Here is a 22,241-nt window from a genome sequence, read left to right as displayed (position 1 = left end):
GCTCAGGCCAGGCCTGGCTCTTGAAGAAGACCCACCGCTGCCGCAGCCGGCACCGGCTGCGCAAACAGCGACTGGATCGGCGCCATGCCGATCGCCATGCCGGAGGCGATGCGCCCGTCGGCAATGCGCACGGCACTGGGCGTGCCGATCACACCGTAGGCGTCCTGGGCCTGTTGCCCCGACTGCGTGACGACCTCCAGGCGCTTGGCCAGCTTGCGCAGCGAACGGTTGTGTTCGGGTGAACCATTGGTGATCACCAGGGCCATGCTGCGCTCGGGCAACGCGGCCAGCCATTCGAGCAGCTCGTGGCAAGGCGCACATTCGGCGCTGACAAACACGAGCACCCATTCGCGCCGTTCGGGCCAGCGGCGTGCCATCGATTGAACGGCTCCGCCGGCCAGAGGCATCCAGTCGAAATCGGGCGCCAAGGCGCCGAGGGTCAGGCCGGAGGGCGGCAGCGAGTGGCTCACGGTGGCCGAGGTGCGCTGGGCCAACTCGTGCTCGAGGTTGTCGATGCGCAACAGCATGCGCCCTTGCTGGCTGAACAGCTTGGACATCACCAGCGCTTGCACGGCCACCAGCGATGCCAGCACCAGCGCCACCACGGTCGCAAGATCGAGCCCGCGCAAGCTGCCCGCCCACACATCGATCAGGCCCGAGCTGAGCGCGGCCGGCTGCACCAGCATGAGCGCGGCGCAGCCGAGCAGCGCTGCATTGCGCGCCGCCGTGAGCCAGTTGATCGGCTTGCCGGCTGACTGTCCGAAGCAGTTGCACGCGGGTCGCACGCCGCGCAACAGGGCTGCGGTGATGGCCAGTGTGAACGCTGCCAGCATCGCGACCGCCAGGGCGGCCCCGGCAAGCGCCAGGCCTGGCAGCAACAGCAAGACCACCACGCCCAGTTCGGCCCACGGGAGCACCGGCGCCAACCGCTGGGCCAACCCCGCCGGCACACCAAAGCCCCGCATCGCGGACGCGGTGGCGGATGTGTCGCGCAGCTTGCGCACGCCCGCGACCAGAAACACCCCCCACACCGCGGCCGACGCCAGCGACAACATCATGTCCATCTTCGATCCTTCGGGCTCTTGGGTTGCAGGCCGGGCCGCCAACAGGCTGCTTCAGCGCAGACTCTTGGCGCCTGCCGTTGAAACTGGAGCGGTCATGGGCCCGGTGGATTCGGCCACGGCTGGCGCGATGCGTTGCGCTGCGGCGCCGCCCGCCAGGGTGAAGCAGGGTCGAATGCAGATGGCGCCAGCGCCGGAGCAGCAGGTCACCGAGACGCAGGCCCAGCCCGATGGACAACTGCTGCTCGATGTGCAGCTTGCCAAGCCGGCGCAGGACTGCGGCAAGTGGCAGAAGCCGCGCCCTTCCACCGTTTGGAAGCACACGCAACCCGGGTCTTGGCATGACGGCAGGCTGGAGCAGGTGCCGCCAGGGCAGGTGGGGCAATTCTGCGTGCCGCAACAATCGCAGGCGTTTTGCTGCGCGGCCGTGTGGGCATCGCCGCCAAAGTTGGCAACGGCCGACTCGTAGGCGTTGGCCTGGCCACGGCAAAGGCTTCGGTTGACGCGGTTGCGGTCGATCGTGATGCCGCCCGGCAGCGTCACCAGGCTGGGCGGATAGGCGGCATCGCAGGATGCGCGCATGCAGTTGCCGAAAGCGCCGTCGCAACTGGCCTGGGCCGAGCGGCAGGTGCCATAGCAGCAGTCGTGTGCGCTGCAGCAGCCGATGAAACTGGCCGCCCCGTAGCCGCCGGGAAACGATTGCCCGCCCTCGGCCCCGCAACCATTGGGCACGCAGGTGTACCTGGGAGAGGCCACGCGATCCGGGCAGCGCGCCAGATCGGCGATCGGGCTCTTGGTCTGCACGCCGGTGGGTGTGCAGCACTGCAGCGCAGGATCGTAGAGTTGCCGACCGCACAGGCAATCGGCTGCGGCATGCGCCGGCCGCAGGCCCAGCGTGGCCATGAACGACAGGAACGCGCCATTGGCCGTCACGCGCAGCGCATCGCGCCGGGTGGCCTGGCTGGCGATCGAGCGCATGAAATTGTCGAAACGCTCGTCGGCTCCGGGCGCCGCACTGGCGGGCACGGCAGCCGCTGTGGCCGCTGTGGCCGCTGTGGCCGCTGTGGCCGCTGTGCCACCGCCGGCCCACTTCGGCCACCACGCGGGCAGCAAGCGTCGTGTCATGTTCAGCATGGGTCTTCCCCAGGTTGCGGTGTGATGCCGGCGCGGGCCGGACTCAGCGATGCGGCGTGAGCGTGTACTCGGCCACCACCAGGCCGGCATCGTCGGCTGCGTGGTTCCAGGCCACCAGGCTGTACGGGCCGGCTTCGGATGCCGGGCGCGGGCAGGTGATCTGGAAACCCGACAGCGACTGACCCGGGGCCACATGGGTGGGATAGGGCGGCGCGAAGTCGTCGGACACCCAGAGCACGTAGGTGGCGTTGTCGGTCTCGGCACGCCAGCCCGGCGGCGTGCCGGTGACCGTGACGGGCGCCGCCACCTGCAGCGAGACACTGGCCACGCGCTGGCTGCTGGTGGCCGCCTCTTCGTTGATGACGGTGTAGTTCCACTGTGCATTGCCGGTGGTGGCCTGCAGCCGTGCACGAAGCGTGGGCAGCGTGGGCACCGATTCGGCGGGCACGGTGACGTAGCGGTTGAGGGTCAGGCCGTAGCTGACACCATTCACCAGGTAGCTGCCGCGCAGCGTGAGCAGCAGCCGCGAACCTGTTGTGGCACCCGTGAACTTGGCGAGCACGGTGACGTTGTTGCGCGGGCCGACGGTGCCCAGCGGCAGCGGTACGGCCGGCGGACTGGTGCGCACGGCCGCGCCAAGCCGGATGTCGGTGCAGGCGAAGGTGCCGAGGGCCACATCGCCGGCGTTGAGCACCGGGATGCGCAGCGTCAGCAGACCGCCGGACAGCTGCAGTGCAGGCGTTCCGAGAACAACCCGCACCGAGGTGGCAGAAGTGGCCATTCAGATCTCCTGTGCGCCGCGCAAGCTGCCACGCCGGCGGCCAGCGGCAAGCCCCAGCAGACTGATGCCCGCCAGCCAGGCCATGCCGGGCTCGGGGATGGAATGGCCCTGGGCCACGGTGACCGAGTAGGTGGCCACCTCGCTGAAGCTGCCGTTCACATCGCCGAAGAAGAACTCGATGGTGTAGGTCTGCCCGGGCAAGGCGCCGGAACCGAGTTGCACCGAGAAGAGTTCGAGATCGCGGGTGATGGCTCGGTCGTCGATGCTCAGCGGCACCAGGCCAAGCAGCTGCTCGATGATCAGGGCGTTGCTGGGGTAGCCGCTGAAACTGCCGAAAAGATCGCCGCTGCCGAGGTCGAAGCCGGTGGTGTTGGTGATGTCGCCGCGCACCACGCTCAGCGCGCCGGGAGCCAGCTCGATGCTGGTGCCGGTGGGCGTCACCAGCAGAGCGGCCTGTGCCGGCACGCCGGCCCCCAGCAGCACAGCGCCTGCCAGCAAGGCCGCCCTCACCAGCCAGCGCCGACAAGCGGCCCGCAGGATGTTGGCACCCCGACCCCATGGATGAATCCGAACGGCTGCTGTCACGTAGCTCCCCCTGCTCAAGGCGCGAGTAACCGACGAAGTGCGCGTGCAACGATGCTACGCAGATGCGGCATGTCGCGGCACCCCGCGGCTGCGTTCGAACTTAGGGGGGAGTCGGCGTGGCCGGCTGTGTGATCTGCTGCACCGCAGCATCCGCCCGCGGCGCGAGCCAAGGGCGTAACGGCTAACCTACGTGGCGGGCGCTTCCTGCGCCAGGCTGGCGGCGTGCGTGGCCCGCTCGCACCAGCGACCATGCAGCGCCAGCAGCTGTGCCTGCGCCGCCGCCGGCAGCGGGTCGGCGGGCAGCACGGCGGGGCTGGCGATGGCCGGTTCGGTCCAGTGGGCCAGCATCCAGGCGCCGCGGGCCGTGCCTTCCAGCGGATCGACGCTGACGCTCAGGCCGTCGCCGCCCAGCAGGCTGGCCAGCACGGCGGTGAACACCGGGTTGCGCGAGAACGGGCCTTCCACCACGGTGGGGCCCACGCCGCCCAGGCGGCCGATGATCCAGGCCGTGACTTGCGCGGTGTACAGGCCGGCCAGCGTGGCGCGCTCGGCCGGGCTCAGGCTGTCGAGCGCCAGCGGGCCCTGGGCATCGCACACGCTGCCCGCGCTGCGGCGAAACGGGCCGCCCTGGGTCTCGAAGCCGGGCAGCGCCATCACGCCGCGCTGCAGCAGCTGCTGCAGCGTGCCCAGCGTGGCCAGCGCGGGGTCGGCGCCGGCGCACAGCTGCTGCAGCTCGCGGCCGCCCATGAAGCGGCCGGTGGGCACCGGCTCGTTGCGCACCGACACATTGCTCAGCAGATCCAGCTCGGCCTGCAGCGCACGTTGCGTGGCGCCGGGCGCCATCACCACCACCCAGGTGCCGGTGGTCACCAGCGTCATGCGCGGATGGCTGCGCAGGTAGCGGGTGAGGCAGGCATTGCTGTCGTGCACGCCGGCATGCACGCGCAGGCCGCGCGGCAGGCCCAGGCGCTGGGCCAGCGCCGGGCGCACCAGGCCCAGCACCTCCCAGGCCCGGCGCATCGGCGCCAGGCGCGCCGCCCAGCCGCGGCGCTGGGCCAGTGCCGAGGGCGCGGCACGCAGGGGGTCCCACAGGTGGGTGTGGCAGCCGAGTGAGCTGACCTCGCTGGCCGCCACGCCGCTGAGCCACCAGGCCCAGTACTGGGCATAGGGCAGCAGCTGGCCTTGGGCAAACTGCGCCGGGGCATGGCGTTCGAGCCAGTCGAACTGCGTGGCGGCGTTCAGGCCGCGTGGCAGGTCGGGGCTGTGGGTCTGCTCGAAGGGGCCGATCTGCGCGGCCCAGTCGGCCGGGCGCTCGTCAAAGCCCTCGAACTCGTAGTCGGGCACCGGCCAGCACAGCTGCTCGCCCTGCACCGCGGCAAAGGCCGCGCCGTGGGCGCTGACCACCGCCCGCGCCAGCTGGCTGCGCCGTGCGCCCAGGCCGGCCAGCGCCTCGCACAGCCAGGCCTCGATGCCGGCGGTGTCGAGCGCGGCCCAGGGGCCGCTGCGCTGTGTGCCCGAGGCATGGTCGGACTGCGCCAGCACCGCGCCGGCACGGTCGATGACCAGCAGCTTGCTGCGCGTCTTGCCAATGTCGAGCACCAGGTCCAGCGCGGCGCCGGGCCCTTGCTGGCCTTCAGACAATGCCACCTCCGCCGCCCTGCGCCGCCGGGCGCTCGGCCGCCACGCGGGCGCGGTAGCCGCTGGCGCGGTAGGCGGCCACCGGGTCGATGGCGCCACCGGCATCGGCGCGCACGCGCTGCAGCAGCGGCGTCACGTCGGTCTGGAAGGCGGCCTTCAGCAGGTGGGTGGCGGTCATCGCATCGTTGGCCTGCTGCGCGGCATCGAGTGCGGCGCGGTCCACCAGCAGGGCCTGGGCGTAGCTGCGCTGCACCTGCACGGCGCTGGTCATCAGGCTCTCGATCGGGTCGGTGACGTTGTGGCTCTGGTCGAGCATGTAGGCCGGATCGAAGGCCACGCCCTCGTGCGCCGCGGCCACCAGCTCGTTGAACACCAGGAACAGGCGGTACGGGCTCACGCTGCCGGCATCGAGGTCGTCGTCGCCGTACTTGCTGTCGTTGAAGTGAAAGCCCGCCAGCTTGCCCGCGGCGATCAGGCGCGCCACGATCAGCTCGATGTTGACGTTGGGCGCGTGGTGGCCCAGATCCACCAGGCACTGCGCCTTGGGGCCGAGCGTCTGCGCGGCCAGCAGGCTGGAGCCCCAGTCCTGGATCACGGTGGCGTAGAAGGCCGGCTCGCAGATCTTGTGCTCGAGCATCATGCGCCAGTCGACCGGCAGGGCGGCGTAGATCTGGTGGGCACTCTCGAGGTAGCGGTCGAAGGCGCGGCGAAAGTGCTGCTGGCCCGGGAAGTTGCTGCCGTCACCCACCCACACGGTGAGCGCGGTGCTGCCCAGCTGCTGGCCGATGGCGATGCACTCGAGGTTGTGCGCCACCGCCTGCGCGCGCGTGGCGGCATCGCTGTGGCTCAGGCTGCCGTACTTGTAGCTGTGGGCCTGGCCGGGCTGGTCGGAGAAGGTGTTGGAGTTCATCGCGTCAAAGGCCAGGCCATGGCCTTGCGCGGTCTGGCGCAGCTCGCTCCAGTCGGTGCACTTGTCCCACGGGATGTGCAGGCTGACCGTGGGCGTGGCGCGCGCCAGCTGCTGGATCACGGCGCAATCCTGCAGCTTGTCGAACACATGGCGCGGCTCGCCGCGGCCCGGAAAGCGCGCAAAGCGCGTGCCGCCGGTGCCCACGCCCCAGCTGGGGATGGCCACGCCGAAGGCCGCCACCTGCGCGCGCACGGTCTCGATGTCGATGTGGCGGCGGGCCAGCTGCTCGCCCAGGTGCTCGTAGTCGTTGCGCACATGGCGCAGCAGGGGCTCGTTGTGGGCGGCGATGACGCCGGAATCAAGAATGGCCATGGTGAATTCTCCGCGTGCGCCGGGGTCAGCGTGTGAACGCGGCAAGGTTGCCGGCGTCGACGTTCAGGATGTTGCCCGTGCTCTTGCCGCTCAGGTGCTCGGCGGCAAAGAAGTAGGCGCCTTCGGCGATGTCTTCGGGCAGCACGCTGCGCTTGAGCATGCTGCGGTCGCGGTAGAACTTCTCCAGGTCGCCCTCGTCGATCTTGTTGGCGGCGGCGCGTTCCGAGCTCCACTGGCCCGTCCAGATCTTGCTGCCGCGGATCACCGCGTCGGGGTTGACCACGTTGCTGCGGATGCCCAGCGGTGCGCCTTCGAGCGCGAAGCTGCGGCTGAGCTGGATCTCGGCGGCCTTGGCCGCGCAGTAGGCCGTGGCCTGGTTGCTGGCCACCATGCCGTTCTTGCTGGCGATGACCACGATGCTGCCGCCGGTGCCCTGCGCCTTCATCTGGCGGAAGGCCTCGCGGCCCACCAGGAAGTAGCCGGTGGCCAGGATGCTCTGGTTCTTGTTCCACAGCGCCAGGCTGGTGTCTTCCAGCGGCGCGGCGCTGGCGATGCCGGCATTGCTGACCAGGATGTCGACGCCGCCAAACTCAAGCGCCGCGTGGCCGAAGGCGGCGATCACGCTGGCCTCGTCGGTGACGTCGCAACGCACGCCGCGCACCACGTCCTTGCCGAAGGCCTTGGCCAGCTCGGCGGTGCTGGCGTCGAGCGCCTCCTGGTCGATGTCGGCCAGCACCACGCAGGCGCCCTCGGCCAGGTAGCGGCGCACGATGGCCTGGCCGATGCCGCCGGCACCGCCGGTGACCAGCGCCACCTTGCCCACCAGGGGTTTGGGCTTGGGCATGCGCTGCAGCTTGGCTTCTTCCAGCAGCCAGTATTCGATGTCGAAGGCCTCCTGCTCGGGCAGGCCCACGTACCGGTCCACCGCATTGGCCTCGCGCATCACGTTGATGGCGTTGACATAGAACTCGCCGGCGATGCGCGCGGTAGCCTTGTCGCCGGCCAGCGTCACCATGCCGATGCGCGGCAGCAGCAGCACCACCGGGTTGGGGTCGCGCAGCGGCGGGCTGCTGGGGCGCTTGCAGCGATCATAGTAAGCCGCGTAATCGGCGCGGTAGGCGTCGATCAGGGCGTTGAGCCTGTCCTTCAGCGCCGCGCCGTCCAGGCGCCACACCGCTTCGTCGATCACCAGCGGTCGGATCTTGGTGCGCAGAAAGTGATCGGGGCAGCTGGTGCCCAGCGCGGCCAGCGGCGTCAGGTCTTGCGAGTTGACGAACTCCAGCACCTCGGGCGAGGTGTTCACGTGCAGCAGCTTGGGCTTGCCGGCACCGGCCACGCCGCGCACCACGGGCAGCAGGCGCGCCAGCACCGCGTCGCGCTCTTCGCTGGCCAGCGTGCTGAACTGCGCGCCACCAAACACCACCGCCTTTCGCGCCACGCGCTCGCTGGCCAGCCAGGCCTGGGCGCGCTCGATCAGGTCGACCGTGTTCTCGTAGCAGGCCTGCGAGGTCTCGCCCCAGCTGAACAGGCCATGGCCGCCCAGCACGATGCCGCGCAGGCCGGGGTGGGCGGCGTTGTAGGCCTTGAGCCGGCAGCCCAGCTCGTAGCCCGGGCGCATCCAGGGCATCCAGCCGACCGTGCCTTCGAAGACCTTCTGGGTGATCTCCTGCGAGTTGGCCATGGCCGCGATGGCGATCACCGCATCGGGGTGCATGTGGTCCACATGCGCATAGGGCAGCTGCGAGTGCAGCGGCGTGTCGATGGAGGCGGCGCGCGGGTTGAGGTTGAAGGTGCAGTGCGGCAGGTAGCCCACCATCTCGTCTTCATGCGCCAGGCCGCGGTACAGGCCCTGCAGCGCATCCAGCTTGTCCATGTAGAGGGTGGAGAAGCCGTCGCGCTTCATCGAGCCGATGTCGCCGCCCGAGCCCTTGACCCACAGCACATCCACCGGCTGGCCGCTGAGCATGTCGGTCTGCCGGATCTTGGCCGAGGTGTTGCCGCCGCCGTAGTTGGTGATGCGCAGGTCGGAGCCGAGCAGGTTGCTGCGGTAGAGCAGCAGGCCGGGTTCGTCCAGCGAGGCGGCGTGTTCGGCATTCCAGCGGGGAAAGGGGCGGGTCTCGCTCATGTCGGGGTGCGGCCGGTGCCGCAGGCTGGGAGAAGAAGGGTCCGGCGCCATGGCCCGCAGGCCACCCGGTGCCGGGAAGCCCGCGGACTGTAGGCAGGGCACCGCTTCACCACAATCGCCCGATGCTGTTGCGCCGGATAAGGAGAACTTATGCGGTGCCGCCGCAGCCGCCCCGGGCCCCGGGCGCGGGCCCGGCTGGCGGTGCGCCAAGGCCCGCCGGGCCGCTGGCGCACTGGAAAACCCGAGCCCGGCCGGCCCCGAAGGCCCGGCCCACCCGCCCTGCACGGCGCTCGGGATTGCGGGCATGTCCGCTGCGTGCCGCCGGCCCCGATCACCGAACATGCCGTGGCGCCGATGCCCCGCAGCGCGCCACACGGCCAGCGTCTGACGCGCCGGCCGACGACCCCCACCCGCCCCGGCGGGTGCTTCCGACACCGCCTGCTGCGGAGGTCGGGCCAGCCGCGCAAGCGCTGGCCGAGGACATCAACAGCCGACCCCAGGAAGCGGGCGGCGCAACGGAGACTTCGACCATGAAGAAGAATTGTTCTGCCGCGCTGGCCCTGCGGCCGCGCGGCATTGCGCTGGCGGCTGCCGCGCTGGTGTCCTCGTTGCCGGTGCTGGCACAAACCGCGGCCCCGGCGGCCGCAGCCGCCCCTGCCTCGGCAGCCTCGGCGCCGCGTGCGGCGGCCGCGGCGCGCAAGCCGGATGCGGCGCAGCCCACGGTGATCGAGATCCAGGGCACTCGCGCATCCATCCAGGGCGCGATCGCGCGCAAGCGCAATGCCTCGACGGTGCAGGACAGCATCGTGGCCGAAGACATCGACCAGTTTCCCGACAAGAACGTCGGCGAGGCCTTGTCGCGCGTGACCGGTGTTCAGCTCTCGCGCGAATTCGGCGAGGGCTCGCAGGTGTCGATCCGCGGCGTCGAGCCCGACCTGAACCGCGTGGAGATCAATGGCGCCTCGGTGCTGGGCACCAATGGCGGCGCGGGCCGCGGTGCCGAGCTGCGCGAGCTGGCGTCGGAGCTGATCCAGTCGATCGACGTGATCAAGGGCAGCACCGCCGACATGACCGAAGGCGGCGTGGGCGGCACGGTGCGCATCACCACGCGCAAGCCGCTGCAGTTCAAGGAGCGCACCATCGCCGGCACGCTGTCGGCTGAAAGCGCCAGCCTGCGCGGTGGCGTGCAGCCGCGCGGCAGCCTGCTGCTGGCCGACAAGTTTCTCGATGGCAAGCTGGGCGTGATGGCCAACCTGGTGTACGACCAGGTGCACACCCGCGGCGACTTCGCCCGCAACACCTCGTGGGCGTTTCTGCGCGACTGGGACAACTCGGCCGAGAAGACCGTGGTCAGCACCAACTCGGCCATGGCCGCGGTGCAGAACTATGCCGACTGCACCAGCGCGTTCAGCAACACCACCGACCGCACCAACTGCCAGCGCCAGTGGTTCGACTACTCGCCGCGCATCTCGCGCTATGGCATCTGGGAGCGTGATCACAAGCGCAGCTCGGCCGAGCTGACCGCGCAGTACCAGGTGAGCCCCGAACTCGACGTGTACCTGAGCCACCAGGTCAACACCCAGGCGCAGCGGCTCAACGACATGAACTTCGGCACCGACCTCACGGCCACCACGCGCCTGTCGTCGGCCGGCCGCTTGCCGGTGTATGCGGCCAATGGCACGGTGGCCACGGCCGGCGCCTGCACGGCCATCAACGGCAGCGCGGCCGTGCTGCCGGCGGGCATGGTGGTCGAGAACCACCACGTCACCCAGTACACGGTGGGCAACTGCCTGTCGGTGGGCGGCCAGGGCGGCCAGGGTGCCTTCAGCACCGCGGCGCGCGACTTCGCGCTCGACATCCAGAGCAAGTACACCACCGGCGGCTTCAACTACAAGAACGACCGCTGGAAGATCGAAGGCCTGCTGGTCGACTCGAGCTCCGACTACAAGAGCGAGAGCAACAACATCGTGCTGACGCAGAACGCGCCGGGACTGGTGGTCAAGCTCGATGCCAACCGCCTGCCGCAGTTCGTGTTTCCCAGCGGCTACAGCCCCGACGACGCCAGCTCGTACGTGCAGGCGCAGCTGCAGTACCGGCCTTCGGCCACGGCCAACACCGAGCGCCAGGCCAAGCTCGACTTCCAGTACGCGCTCGACCACAACGTGCTCAGCCGCATCTGGTTCGGCGGCCAGGCGCGCGAGTCGAGCTCGAGGCAGTACAACGGCGGTGGCTACCTGGTGCAGAACAACGGCAGCCTGTCCAACAGCGAAGAGGCGGTGGACATCAACGCCCGCGGCGCCAACGTCAACCAGACCATCGTCTTCGATCCGCTCTACACCGGCACCGCGCAGCGTCCCAACGACAGCCAGAGCTTCATCAACGGCGCGTACCGCACCTCGTACGTCAATGCCGCCACGATGCAGCAGCTGGTCAATGCGGTGAAGTCGCGCTCGCCCGGCACCTTCTTCGGCGGCTACGGCCTGGCGGGCGCACCCAGCTCCTGGACCGCGCCCAGCTACGCCGCCGCCGCAGGCTCGGGCAGCTTCGACACCAGCGCGTTCAACCAGGCCAACCTCTACAGCACGATCGGCAGTGACGGCAAGGTCTTTCCGCAGATCCCGGCCTTCGACATCCGCGAGCGCATCCAGGCCGGCTATGCGCGCCTGGACTGGGGCACCGACGTGGCCGGGCTGGCGCTCGATGGCAACCTGGGCCTGCGCTTCACCCGCACCAATGTGCAGTCGACCGGCCTGTTCAGCGAGCGCCTGCGCGTCGAGACCGCGGTGGGCAGCACCACCTTCAATGACCGCGTGGTGCGCAACACCATCGTGTCGATCGACAACACCTACAACGACGTGCTGCCCAGCCTGAACGCCACGCTGCAGCTGATGAAGGGCCGCCTGTTCCTGCGCGGCGGCTGGGCCAAGGTGATGGCGCGCCCGGCGCTGAACCTGCTGGCGCCCAACGTCACCTGCACCGAGAACAGCGGCAATTCGCAGTTTGGTGGCGACGGCACCGACGACTGCACGGCTGGCAACCCCGACCTGAAGCCCTACCGCGCCACCAAGTACGACCTGAGCCTGGAGTACTACCCGAGCCGCGACTCGCAGGTCAGCGCCGCGGTGTTCAAGACCGACATCGACACCTATGTGCGCACCGGCGTCTACCGCGCCGGGGTCGACTTCTTCGGTGATGGCCGGCTCTTCGACGTGACCCAGGCGGTCAACGGCCAGGGCGCCCAGACCTTCGGTCTGGAGCTGGCCGGCCGCACCGCGCTGACCTTCCTGCCGGGCTGGTTGAGCGGCTTTGGCGTGGACGCCAACTACACGCTGATGAACTTCAAGTACTCGGCCGGCAACGAGCTGATCAACCCGCTGGACGGCAGCGTGCTGCCCTACCCGGGCCTGTCGAGAAACGCCTACAACCTGGGCCTGTGGTACGACCAGGGCCTGGTCAACGCCCGGCTGGCCTACCACCACCGCAACAAGTACTTCAGCGGGGGCCTGGATGTGTCGGGCAATCCGAACTTCCGCGACGGCTCGGGCTACCTGGACGCCAAGCTGCAGCTGCGCCTGAACAAGCAGATCACCGTGTCCTTCGAGGCCAAGAACCTGCTTGACCAGGCCGAGCTCAGCTACTCGGGCGATCTCAGCCGGCCCAACGAGCTGGCCTGGTCGGGCCGCCGCTACTACCTGAGCGTGGGCTTCAAGCTCTGAGCCCGGGCATGCGCGCACGCCCCCGCCTCACGCGCTGCCTGCGGCTTCCGGCGCCCGCTTCGGCGCTGGCCATGCTGGCCGCGGTGGCGGTCTTTCAGGGGCTGGCGGCGTGCGCGCTGCCGGGCCCGGCGCAGCCCTCGGTGGCGGCGGCCGGGCCCTTGGCTGCGGCGCGTGCGGCGGTGGCCGTGCCCACGGCCGAGGGCGGGCAGCTGATCAGCTGGCGCTGGCTGCCCGGCGATGCCGAGCGCGGCACGCGCTTCGTGCTGCTGCGCAACGGCCAGCCCTTGCACCGCGAGCCCACCGCTGCCAGCCAGTGGCTCGATGCGCAGCCGCTGCCGGGCGCACGCTACAGCCTGCGTGTGCTGGGTGGCGCAGGGGCCGCGGCGCCAGCCGCGGCAACGGTGCCCGATGCCACCGTGCTGGCTCTCAACGGCCCGCTGCTGCGCGTGCCGCTGCAGCGCCCGGCCGACTGGATGGCCGCCGACGGCACGCCCGTGCCCTACGAGGCCAACGACGGCGCGCCGGCCGATCTGGACGGCGACGGCCAGTTCGAGATCGTGCTGAAGTGGCAGCCGGCCAATGCCAAGGACAACTCGCAGGCCGGCCACACCGCGCCCACGCTGGTGGATGCCTACCGGCTGGACGGCACGCGGCTGTGGCGCATCGATCTGGGCCCCAACATCCGCTCGGGGGCGCACTACACACCCTTTGTCGCCGCCGATCTCGATGGTGACGGCCGCGCCGAGCTGATGCTGCGCACCGCCGACGCCACGGTGGACGGCCGCGGCCGCGTGCTGGGCGATGCCGCCGCGCGCCATGCCAACGCGCGCGGCCTGGTGCTGGACGGGCCCGAGTTCATGACCGTGTTTGACGGCCTGTCGGGGGCGGTGCTGGCCAGCGCGCCCTACCTGCCGGCGCGCGGCCGCGTGGCCGACTGGGGCGACGACTACGGCAACCGCGCCGACCGTTTTCTGGCCGGGCTGGCCTGGCTGGACGGCCAGCGGCCCAGCGCGGTGTTCTCGCGCGGCTACTACACCCGCGCCGTGCTGGCCGCCTGGGATTGGCGCGACGGTGCCTTGCGCCAGCGCTGGCTGTTCGACAGCGCCGCCGATGCCGCCAGTGCGCCCGCGGCGGGCCAGGGCGCGCACTGGTTCTCGGTGGCCGATGTCGATGCCGACGGCCATGACGACATCGTCTACGGCGCGGCCACCATCGGCCACGACGGCCGCCTGAAATACAGCACCGGACTGGGCCATGGCGACGCACTGCATGTCGGGCGGCTCGACCCCACCCGGCCGGGGCTGCAGGTGTTCATGGTGCACGAGAGCCCGCGCGTGTATGGCGAACACGCCATCGAGATGCACGACGCGGCCAGCGGCGCGCTGCTGTGGAGCCACCCGGGCGACCGCAAGGACATCGGCCGCGGCCTGTGCCTCGACATCGACCCCGCGCATGCCGGTGTCGAGTGCTGGGCCTCGGTGGGCCCGCTGTTCAATGCCCGCGGCCAGGTGATCGGCGAGCAGCGCCCGCGCATGGTGAACTTTGGCGTCTGGTGGGACGGCGACCTGCTGCGCGAGCCGCTCGACAAGACCACCATCGCCAAGTGGCAGCCGGCCGAGGCGCGCCTGCTGCCGCTGCTCGAGGCCGGCCCGCTGGGTGCGGCCTCGAACAACGGCACCAAGGCCACGCCGGTGTTCAGCGCCGACATCCTGGGTGACTGGCGCGAGGAGGTGGTCTGGCGCAGCGCCGACAACCAGGCGCTGCTGATCGCCAGCACGCCGCACCCCAGTGCCCACCGCCTGCCCTGGCTGATGAGCGACCGCCAGTACCGCGCCCAGGTGGCGGCACAGAACGCCGGCTACAACCAGCCACCCCATCCCTCCTTCGATCCCGCTGCCGTCAGCGTGAATCCCGCCCGACTGCCCTGATGCGCCCCATCGCCCTGCTCTCGCTGGCCGCCGGCCTGCTGGCCTGCCCCGCCACACGCGCACAAGACCTGCCCGGCCAGGTGGTGCAGGGGGCCGCCGCCACGGCGCCGGCGCCCACGCCGGCCGCGGCGGCAGGTGCTGCGCGCGGCCCGGGCCCGGCGGCTGGCCAGCGCTTTCTGGTGTCGGCCTTTCACGCCACTTCGCAAAACCGGCTGGGCCTGTTCACCTCGGCCGCCGATGGCCAGAGCTTCACGGTGCTGGCCAGCGAGGCCTGGCAGCCGCCCAAGGGCCTGCTGCGCGATCCGTCGATCACCCGCCTGGCCGATGGCTGCTGGGCCGTGGCCTACACCACCGGCTGGCAGGGCAGCCACTTCGGCCTGGCGCGCTCGTGCAACCTGCGCCAGTGGCAGCATGTGGCCGATGTGCCGGTGGCCCTGCCCGGCAGCAGCGCCGTGGCCACCCAGGTGTGGGGGCCCGAGTGGTTTCGCGATGCCGACGGCGCGCTGTCGTTGGTGGTCTCGGTGTCGACCGGTGGCGTCAACGCACAAGGCCAGCCGGCCGGCAGCTTTGCCGCCTGGCGCCTGCCGGCACTGCAGCCCGAGGCCGGCCGCTTTGGCGCCCCGGTGCGCCTGCAGGGCCTGGAGCGCAACCCGATCGATACCTTCGTGGTGCGCGAGGGCGGGCGCTATGTGGCCTTCACCAAGAACGAGAGCAGCAAGCTGATCGAGCGCGCCGTGGCCGAGCGCCTGGACGGCCCCTGGGTCTACGACCGCACCGGCGACTGGGCCGGCTGGGCCGGCGGCAGCGGCGAGCAGGCCACCTGGCTGGAAGGCCAGGCACTGGTGCCCATCGTCGATGCGCAGGGGCGGCGCGGCTGGCGCATCTTTCTCGACAGCTACCGCGACAAGCGCATCTACGCCAGCGACAGCTTTGACGGCCTGGCCAGCTGGAGCCCGCGCCGCGAGGTGGTGGGCCTGAGCGGCAGCGCGCGCCACTTCACCGTGCTGGCCGAGGATGCGGCCGTGCTCGAGCGCGCCACCGCAGCGCAGGGCCGACCGCGCAAGATCAGCTGGGACGCCCACAGCCTGATGATCGACGGCGAGCGCCAGCTGATCTGGGCGGCCGAGTTCCACCCCTTCCGCCTGCCCAGCCCCGGCCTGTGGCGCGATGTGCTGCAGAAGTACAAGGCCATGGGCCTGAACGCGGTGGCGCTGTACTTTGCCTGGGGCTACCACTCGCCCGCACCGGGGCACTACGACTTCAGCGGCGTGCGCGATCTCGAGCGCCTGCTGCGCATGGCCGCAGAAGAAGGCCTGTACGTCATCGTGCGGCCAGGGCCCTATGTGAACGCCGAGCTGAGCATGGGCGGCTTTCCGGGCTGGGTGACGCGGCAGAAGGCCGAGGCCCGCACCGACGCACCCGAGTACCAGGCCGCGGCCGGCGAGTGGCTGACCCAGGTCAACGCCATCATCGCGCGCCACCAGCTCAGCACCGGCGGCGGCACGGTGATCGCGTACCAGCTCGAGAACGAGCAGTTCTCGGTGCAGCCCAAGAACGCCCGGCACATGCAGTTTCTGGCCGACAAGGCGCGTGCCGACGGCATCAGCGTGCCGCTGTTCCACAACGCCGCCTCGCGCCTGCCCGACTGGACGCCGCGCAACAGCAGTGCGCCCTTTGCCAACCCCGGCCCCACCGACCTGTATGCCTTTGACGGCTACCCCGGCGGTGTGTGCGATGTGCAGGGCCGCCCCGGCACGCCGGCCGCCGCGCCCGACTGGGGCCTGTACGGCAAGAACCTGCCCAGGGTGGGTGCCCTGGCCTCGCCGCACACGCCGGGCTTCGGTGCCGAGATCGGTGCCGGCTGGTTTGACTACTGGGGCAGCAACGGCACCTACGGCTGCACGGCACAGCGCCAGGGCGTGGGCTACCAGCGGCTGTTCTACGGCAGCAACCTGATCAACCGCATCGTCATCCACAGCATCTACATGGGCTTTGGCGGCACCAGCTGGGGCTGGCAGGCCGCGCCGGTGGTGTTCAGCAGCTACGACTACGGCGCGCCCATCGACGAGGCCCGCGGCCTGCGCGACAAGGCGCTGGGCCTGAAGGCCATTGGCCGCTTCGTCGCCGCAGCCAACGCGCACCTGGCGCAGATGGACATCGGCCCGGCGCTCAGCGTCGACAACCCCGCCGTGCGGCTGTACCACAACGTCAACCGGGCGCTGAACAGCCATGTGCTGTTCGCGGTGCAGCAGCCCTCGTCGGCCACCGGCGAGCAGAGCTTCTCGTTCACGCTGGACACGGTGGATGGGCGTTACCGCATTCCGCAGTCGGGCCGCCTGCAGCTGGTGGGGCAGGACGGCAAGTTCATGCTGGCCGCGGCCGACCTGCAGCGCCAGCGCCTGGTCTACACCAGCGCCGAGCTGTGGGCCCAGCAGCGCCTGGGCGAGCACGATCTGCTGGTGCTGCATGGCCGCAGCGGCCAGCACAGCGAGACCGTGCTGCGCTACGCCAGCCAGCCGCAGCTGCGGGTGCTGGCCGGCGAGGTGCAGAGCCACTGGGATGCCGCGCGCGGCGACCTGCGCCTGAACCTGCGCCACCAGGGCCTGGTGGAGCTCGAAGTCCGCGGCGGCGGCCGCCCGCCGCTGCGCCTGCTGATCGCCGACGAGGCCACCATCGCGCAGTTCTGGCTGCTCGATCTGGCCGGCGCCGCGGCCGGCACGCCGCCGCTGCTGCTGCACAGCCCGGCCCTGCCGCGCCGCGCCGCGCTGCATGGCGAGCTGCTGCAGCTGAGCGGCGACACCCAGGCCGCCAGCCCGCTGCGCCTGTGGGCCGCCGCCGGCGCCAGGCGCCTGCAGTGGAACGGTGCCGAGCTGGCGCTGATGCCGCATGCCGGCGACGGCGGCGCCAGCCTGGTCACGCGCCAGGCGCTGCCCGGGCCGGCGGCGCTGCGCCTGCCTGATCTGATGCGCCAGCCCTGGCAGCAGCGCAGCGACCAGGCCGAGACCCGGCCCGACTTCGACGACAGCCGCTGGCGCGCGGCCGATGCACCGGGCTCGGCCGCCCAGGTGTACACCGCGTCCGAAAAAGGCCAGCCGGTGCTGGCGATGAGCGACTACGGCTTTCACCGTGGCGACATCTGGTACCGCGGCCGTTTCACCACCGGCGCCGGCACGCCGGCCGGCAGCGCGCCGCTGGACCTGCAGCTGTTCTATGGCGCCGGGGGGGCCGGCCTGGTGCAGGTGTGGGTGGACGGCCGCTTCATCGGCCAGCACGAGCTGGACACCGGCCGCGCCTTTCCTGAAACCACCGATACCTGGCGCGTCACGCTGAAGGATCTGTCGCCCGGCGAGCATGTGATCGCGGTGATGGTGCGCAACATGGGCCACAACTGGGACCTGTTTGCCGACGACGCGCACAAGGAGGCGCGCGGCCTGATCAGCGTGTCGCTGGCGCCGCGGGCCGGCCAGCGTTTTGCCGTGCCCGTCGCCTGGCGGCTGCAGGGCGCGCCCGAGCTGATCGCCGACCTGGTGCGCGGCCCCTACAACAACGGTGGCCTGGGCGGCGAGCGCCAGGGCTGGCATTTGCCGATGGCCGAGCCCGTGCCTGAACCCGCCGCGGCCGCGGCCGCCGCCGGCTGGCAGGCCGCGGCACCGGGCGCCGCCCTGCCCGGCGCCGGCACGCACTGGCTGCGCACCCGCTTCACGCTCGATCTGCCCGAGGGCCACGACACCCAGCTGGGCCTGGCCTTCGGCGACACCACGCTGCCGCGCTCGCCCGATGCCGAGTACCGCGCGCTGATCTTCGTGAACGGATGGAACCTCGGCCAGTTCATCGCCCACATCGGCCCGCAGCGCGTGTTCGTGCTGCCGCCGGGCATCCTGAACCCGCGTGGCGACAACACGCTGGCGCTGGCCGTCACCACCGATGGCCAGCCGGGCAACCGGCTCGAGCCGCTGAAGCTGGTGACGCTGCAGCACAGCCGCGGCGGCGTGGCCGCCGAGCCGGTGCCGCAGCCGCGCCAGCTGCAGCGCTGAGCCGCAAGGGGCCATGCCATGCTGTCTGCCCTGCTCGCGCTGGCCACCGGACCATCGGCCGTGGCTGCCACGGTTGCCTCGGTCGCCAGGTGCGGCACCGCCGCACTGCTGTGGCTGCTGATGGCCGCCATGCCGGCCCGGGCCGCAGCGCCGGCGCCCGCCGCAGCGGCCACGGCGGGCGGCCCGGCGCCCGGGGCAGCGCTGCCGGGCCGCGTGGTGCTGCCGCTGGAAGAAGGCTGGCGCTTCAGCCGCGGCGACGCGCCCAGCGCCATGCAGGCCGGCCACGACGAGAGCCGCTGGCGCAGCGTGCGCGTGCCGCACGACTGGAGCATGGACGAGCCCTTCGCGCCCGGCCACGGCAGCGGCAACGGCCATGCCGCCGGCGGCGTGGGCTGGTACCGCCTGCGCCTGCCCGACGCGCTGGCGCACGGCGCCGCCGCCAGCCCCGGCCGTGCCTCCAGCGCCACCAGCCCGGCCGGCCCCGCCAACCGCGCCAACTCCGCCCGTGCCCCGGCCACCGGCCCGCGCCGCTGGGCCATCGAGTTCGACGGCGTGATGGACCATGCCGAGGTCTGGCTCAACGGCCATCGCCTGGGCGGGCGCCCCAACGGCTACCTGCCGATGCGCTTCGAGCTCAGCCGCCACCTGCGTGCCGATGCGCCCAATGTGCTGGCGCTGCGGGTCGACCGCTCGCGCCAGACCGACTCGCGCTGGTTCACCGGCTCGGGCATCTACCGCAACGTGCGCCTGGTGGGCAGCGATGCACTGCAGCTGGCGCCGCAGGGCGTGGTGGTGCTCACGCCCGAGGCCGGCGCGGCGCGGGCCACAGTGCAGGTGCAGACCACCGTGTTGAACACCGACGCCGCGCCGCGCGCCGCGGTACTGCACACCCAGCTGCTGGCGCCCGACGGCCGCCTGCTGGCCCAGCAGCGCCAGCCGCTGCGCCTGGCCGCCGGCGCGCAGGCCGTGCGGGGCCAGCGCTTCACGCTGGCGCTGCCGGCGCGCTGGTCGCCGGCCACGCCGCAGCTGCACCGCCTGCGCAGCGCGCTGCTGGCCGCCGATGGCGGCGTGATCGACCAGACCGAGACGCCCTTCGGCATCCGCAGCATCCGCTTCACGCCCGACCGCGGCTTCGAGCTCAATGGCCAGGCCCTCAAGCTCAAGGGCGTGGCCCTGCACCACGACGCCGGCAGCCTGGGCGCAGCGGTGCCGCGCTCGGTGCTCGAGCGGCGCCTGCTGCAGCTCAAGGCGCTGGGCGTCAACGCCATCCGCACCAGCCACAACCCGCCGGCGCCCGAGCTGCTCGACCTGACCGACCGGCTGGGCCTGCTGGTGCAGGTGGAGGCGCTGGACGAGTTCACACCGGCCAAGAACAAGTGGGTGGAGGGCTGGAACGTCGGTCTGCCCAGCCGCCACGGTGCGGCCGAACACTTCGACGACTGGGCCCTGCGCGACGTGCAGGACATGGTGCGCCGCGACCGCCACCACCCCAGCGTGGTGATGTGGAGCATCGGCAACGAAGTCGACTACCCGAACGATCCGTTCAGCCACCCGGTGCTGGGCCCGCGCTACCGGCCGCACCACCCGCCGGCGGCCGATCTGGTGCGCCTGGCGCGGCCGCTGGTGGCCGCGGTGCGCGCGCTCGATCCCAGCCGCCCGGTCACGGCCGCGCTGGCCTCGCTGCCGATGTCCGACGCGGTGGGCCTGCCCGCGCTGCTGGACGTGGTGGGCTACAACTACCAGGAGGCCCGTTATGCCGAAGACCATGCGCGCCACCCGCGGCGCGTGATCTACGGCAGCGAGAACAGCCACGACTACCGCGCCTGGGCGGCGGTGCGCGACCTGCCCTACATCAGCGCGCAGTTTCTGTGGACGGGTTTCGACTACCTGGGCGAGGCCAAGGCCTGGCCGCAGCGCGGCGCCGATTTCGGCCTGTTCGATCTGGCCGGGTTCCTGAAGCCGCGCGGCGCCTTCCGCGAGGCCTTGTGGAGCGCGCAGCCGGTGGTTCACCTGGCGGTGGCGCCGGTGGCCGCCCTGCCGGCCGCCGCCACGGCCGCCACGGCCGGCCAGGGCCAGGGCCAGCCGCTGCTCGACGCGCAGCGCCGCGGCCCGATGGCCCAGCACTGGAGCTGGCCCGCCGGCACGCCGATGATCGTGCACGCCTACGCCAACACGCCCGAGGTGCAGCTGTGGCTCAACGGCCGCCTGCTGGGCAGCCAGCAGGCCGCGCAGGCGGTCGACGGCGTGCTCAGCTGGCGCCTGCCGCACGAGCCCGGCGAGCTGCTGGCCATCGGCCTGGCGCAGGGCCGCGAGATGGCGCGCCAGCGCCTGCGCAGCGCCGGCTCGGCCACGGCCGTGCGCCTGCAGCTGGCCCATGCCGGTGGCGACGGCGTGCTGCAGGTGGTGGCCGAGGTGGTGGACGCCGCCGGCGAGCGCGTGCCCGACGCCACGCACACCCTGCAGTTCAGCCTGGAGGGCAGCGTGGAAATCCTGGGCATCGGCAACGGCCAGCTCGCCGACACTGAGCCCCCGCGCGATGAGCGGCACGCGGTGCACGAGGGCCGTGCGCTGGCGGTGCTGCGGCGTGTCGTGGCGCCGGCCGGCGCAGCGGCCGTGCCGGCCAGCGCGCCGGGTCTGCGGGTCAGCGCACCCGGGCTGCAGCCGGCCCACCTGAGTTTTTGAAAGCCTTGCCCCAGCGCCCTGTTCGCCGCCCCGAGTCCTGACGCCCCCCCGATCTTCGACGCCCCGATTTTCCTTGGCGGCCACCGCTGCCGCACCGATCACCATGAGCCACAACCAAGTTCTCGTTCCCACCCACCCCGAGCGCATCCACCCGCTGCTGGGCCACCACGTGGCCGGCCTGGGCGCCGAGCGTGCCGACTGGCAGGACACCATCCGCCGCGTCATCGACAACCTGGTCAACATCCGCGACGTGGACGGCAGCTTTCTGCTGAAGCTCGACGACGGCCGCGTCATCGACACCAAGAGCTGGTACGGCTTCGAGTGGACCCAGGGCGTGGGCCTGTACGGCCTGTGGAAGGTGTGGCAGATGAGCGGCGACGCGGCCACCTGGCAGCAGATGACCGACTGGTTCCGCGCGCGTTTTGCCGAGGGCTCGCCCTCGCGCAACATCAACACCGTGGCGCCCTTTCTCACGCTGGCCAATCTGTTCGAGCGCAGCGGCGAGCCCTCGTACCGGCCCTACCTGGAGGTGTGGGCCGAGTGGGTGATGAAGGGCCTGCCGCGCACCGAGGAAGGCGGCTTCCAGCACATCGTCTACAACAGCGTCAACCACCAGCAGCTGTGGGACGACACGCTGATGATGACCGTGCTGCCGCTGGCGCGCATCGGCCAGGTGCTGGGCCGGCCGCATTACATCGAGGAGGCCAAGCGCCAGTTCCTGCTGCACACCAAGTACCTCAGCGATCCGGCCACCGGCCTGTGGTTTCACGGCTGGACCTTTGACGGCCGCCACCACTTTGCCCGCGCGCGCTGGGCGCGCGGCAACTCGTGGGTGACGATCGTGATCCCCGAGTTCATCGAGATGCTGAACCTGCCCGAGGGCGATGCGCTGCGCAGCCACCTGGCCGACACGCTGCACACCCAGGTGCGCGCGCTGGCCGCGCTGCAGACCGAGGGCGGCCTGTGGCGCACCCTGCTCGACGACGCCGATTCGTACGAGGAGGCCGCGGCCACCGCCGGCTTTGCCTACGGCATCCTCAAGGGTGTGCGCCTGGGCCTGCTGCCGGCCGAGTACGAGGCCGTGGGCCGCCGTGCCGCGCTGGCGGTGCGCCGCCACATCAATGCCGCGGGCGAGCTGACCCAGGTGTCCTTCGGCACGCCGGTGTTCAACACCCTGCAGGAGTACAAGGACATCCCGCTCACCAGCATGCCCTTCGGCCAGGCCATGGCCCTGCTGGCCCTGGTCGAGTTCAACCACCGCTTCATCTGAGCACG

General features: G+C 71.3%; 12 protein-coding genes. 5 read left to right on the top strand and 7 right to left on the bottom strand.

Going from position 1 to position 22,241, the window contains the following annotated elements; translation table 11 throughout:
• Positions 1–2 precede the first annotated feature (2 nt).
• From N4G63_RS27280 to N4G63_RS27250, 7 genes are all read right to left on the bottom strand, one after another.
• Positions 3–1,064: a TlpA family protein disulfide reductase gene (locus N4G63_RS27280; protein ID WP_260791331.1), complete on the bottom strand. Its 1,062-nt coding sequence runs from the start codon at positions 1,062–1,064 to the stop codon at positions 3–5.
• Between the two features lie 51 nt (positions 1,065–1,115).
• Positions 1,116–2,195, bottom strand: coding sequence for a phospholipase A2 family protein (locus N4G63_RS27275; protein WP_314600462.1), 1,080 nt, complete (start codon positions 2,193–2,195; stop codon positions 1,116–1,118).
• A gap of 43 nt (positions 2,196–2,238) precedes the next feature.
• Complete coding sequence (locus tag N4G63_RS27270) at positions 2,239–2,976, bottom strand: hypothetical protein (protein ID WP_314600461.1); 738 nt, start codon at positions 2,974–2,976, stop codon at positions 2,239–2,241.
• Entirely contained in the window at positions 2,977–3,474 is a 498-nt protein-coding gene (locus N4G63_RS27265) for a hypothetical protein (protein ID WP_314600460.1), read from the bottom strand.
• A 273-nt stretch (positions 3,475–3,747) separates the two neighbouring features.
• Complete coding sequence (locus tag N4G63_RS27260) at positions 3,748–5,202, bottom strand: FGGY-family carbohydrate kinase (protein ID WP_314600459.1); 1,455 nt, start codon at positions 5,200–5,202, stop codon at positions 3,748–3,750.
• On the bottom strand, positions 5,195–6,481 hold the full coding sequence (gene rhaI / locus N4G63_RS27255) for an L-rhamnose catabolism isomerase (RefSeq protein WP_260791421.1): 1,287 nt from the start codon (positions 6,479–6,481) through the stop codon (positions 5,195–5,197). Before rhaI ends, N4G63_RS27260 begins: the two co-directional genes overlap by 8 nt.
• 25 nt (positions 6,482–6,506) lie before the next feature.
• Positions 6,507–8,606, bottom strand: a complete 2,100-nt coding sequence (locus tag N4G63_RS27250) for a bifunctional rhamnulose-1-phosphate aldolase/short-chain dehydrogenase (RefSeq protein ID WP_314600458.1) — start codon at positions 8,604–8,606, stop codon at positions 6,507–6,509.
• Positions 8,607–9,136: 530 nt separating this feature from the next.
• Between N4G63_RS27250 and N4G63_RS27245 the strand changes: the two genes are divergently transcribed.
• From N4G63_RS27245 to bglB, 5 genes are all read left to right on the top strand, one after another.
• A complete protein-coding gene (locus N4G63_RS27245; protein WP_314600457.1) occupies positions 9,137–12,322 on the top strand; it encodes a TonB-dependent receptor in 3,186 nt (1,061 codons plus the stop codon).
• 8 nt (positions 12,323–12,330) lie between these two features.
• Positions 12,331–14,250, top strand: coding sequence for a rhamnogalacturonan lyase (locus N4G63_RS27240; RefSeq protein WP_260791433.1), 1,920 nt, complete (start codon positions 12,331–12,333; stop codon positions 14,248–14,250).
• The gene (locus N4G63_RS27235; RefSeq protein ID WP_314600456.1) at positions 14,250–18,284 is read left to right on the top strand and encodes a beta-galactosidase; all 4,035 of its coding nucleotides are present in this window, start codon (positions 14,250–14,252) and stop codon (positions 18,282–18,284) included. The genes N4G63_RS27240 and N4G63_RS27235 overlap by 1 nt, the downstream gene beginning before the upstream one ends.
• Positions 18,285–18,302: 18 nt before the next feature.
• Complete coding sequence (locus N4G63_RS27230) at positions 18,303–20,966, top strand: glycoside hydrolase family 2 TIM barrel-domain containing protein (RefSeq protein ID WP_314600455.1); 2,664 nt, start codon at positions 18,303–18,305, stop codon at positions 20,964–20,966.
• A gap of 103 nt (positions 20,967–21,069) precedes the next feature.
• The gene (bglB, locus tag N4G63_RS27225) at positions 21,070–22,236 is read left to right on the top strand and encodes a beta-galactosidase BglB (RefSeq protein ID WP_314600454.1); all 1,167 of its coding nucleotides are present in this window, start codon (positions 21,070–21,072) and stop codon (positions 22,234–22,236) included.
• The last annotated feature ends 5 nt before the right edge of the window (positions 22,237–22,241 follow it).

The organism is Aquabacterium sp. OR-4 (genome assembly GCF_025290835.2).
Classification (GTDB): domain Bacteria; phylum Pseudomonadota; class Gammaproteobacteria; order Burkholderiales; family Burkholderiaceae_C; genus Pseudaquabacterium.
The sequence above is the reverse complement of the archived record's forward strand: the minus strand, read 5'-3'. Positions and strand labels throughout refer to the sequence as shown.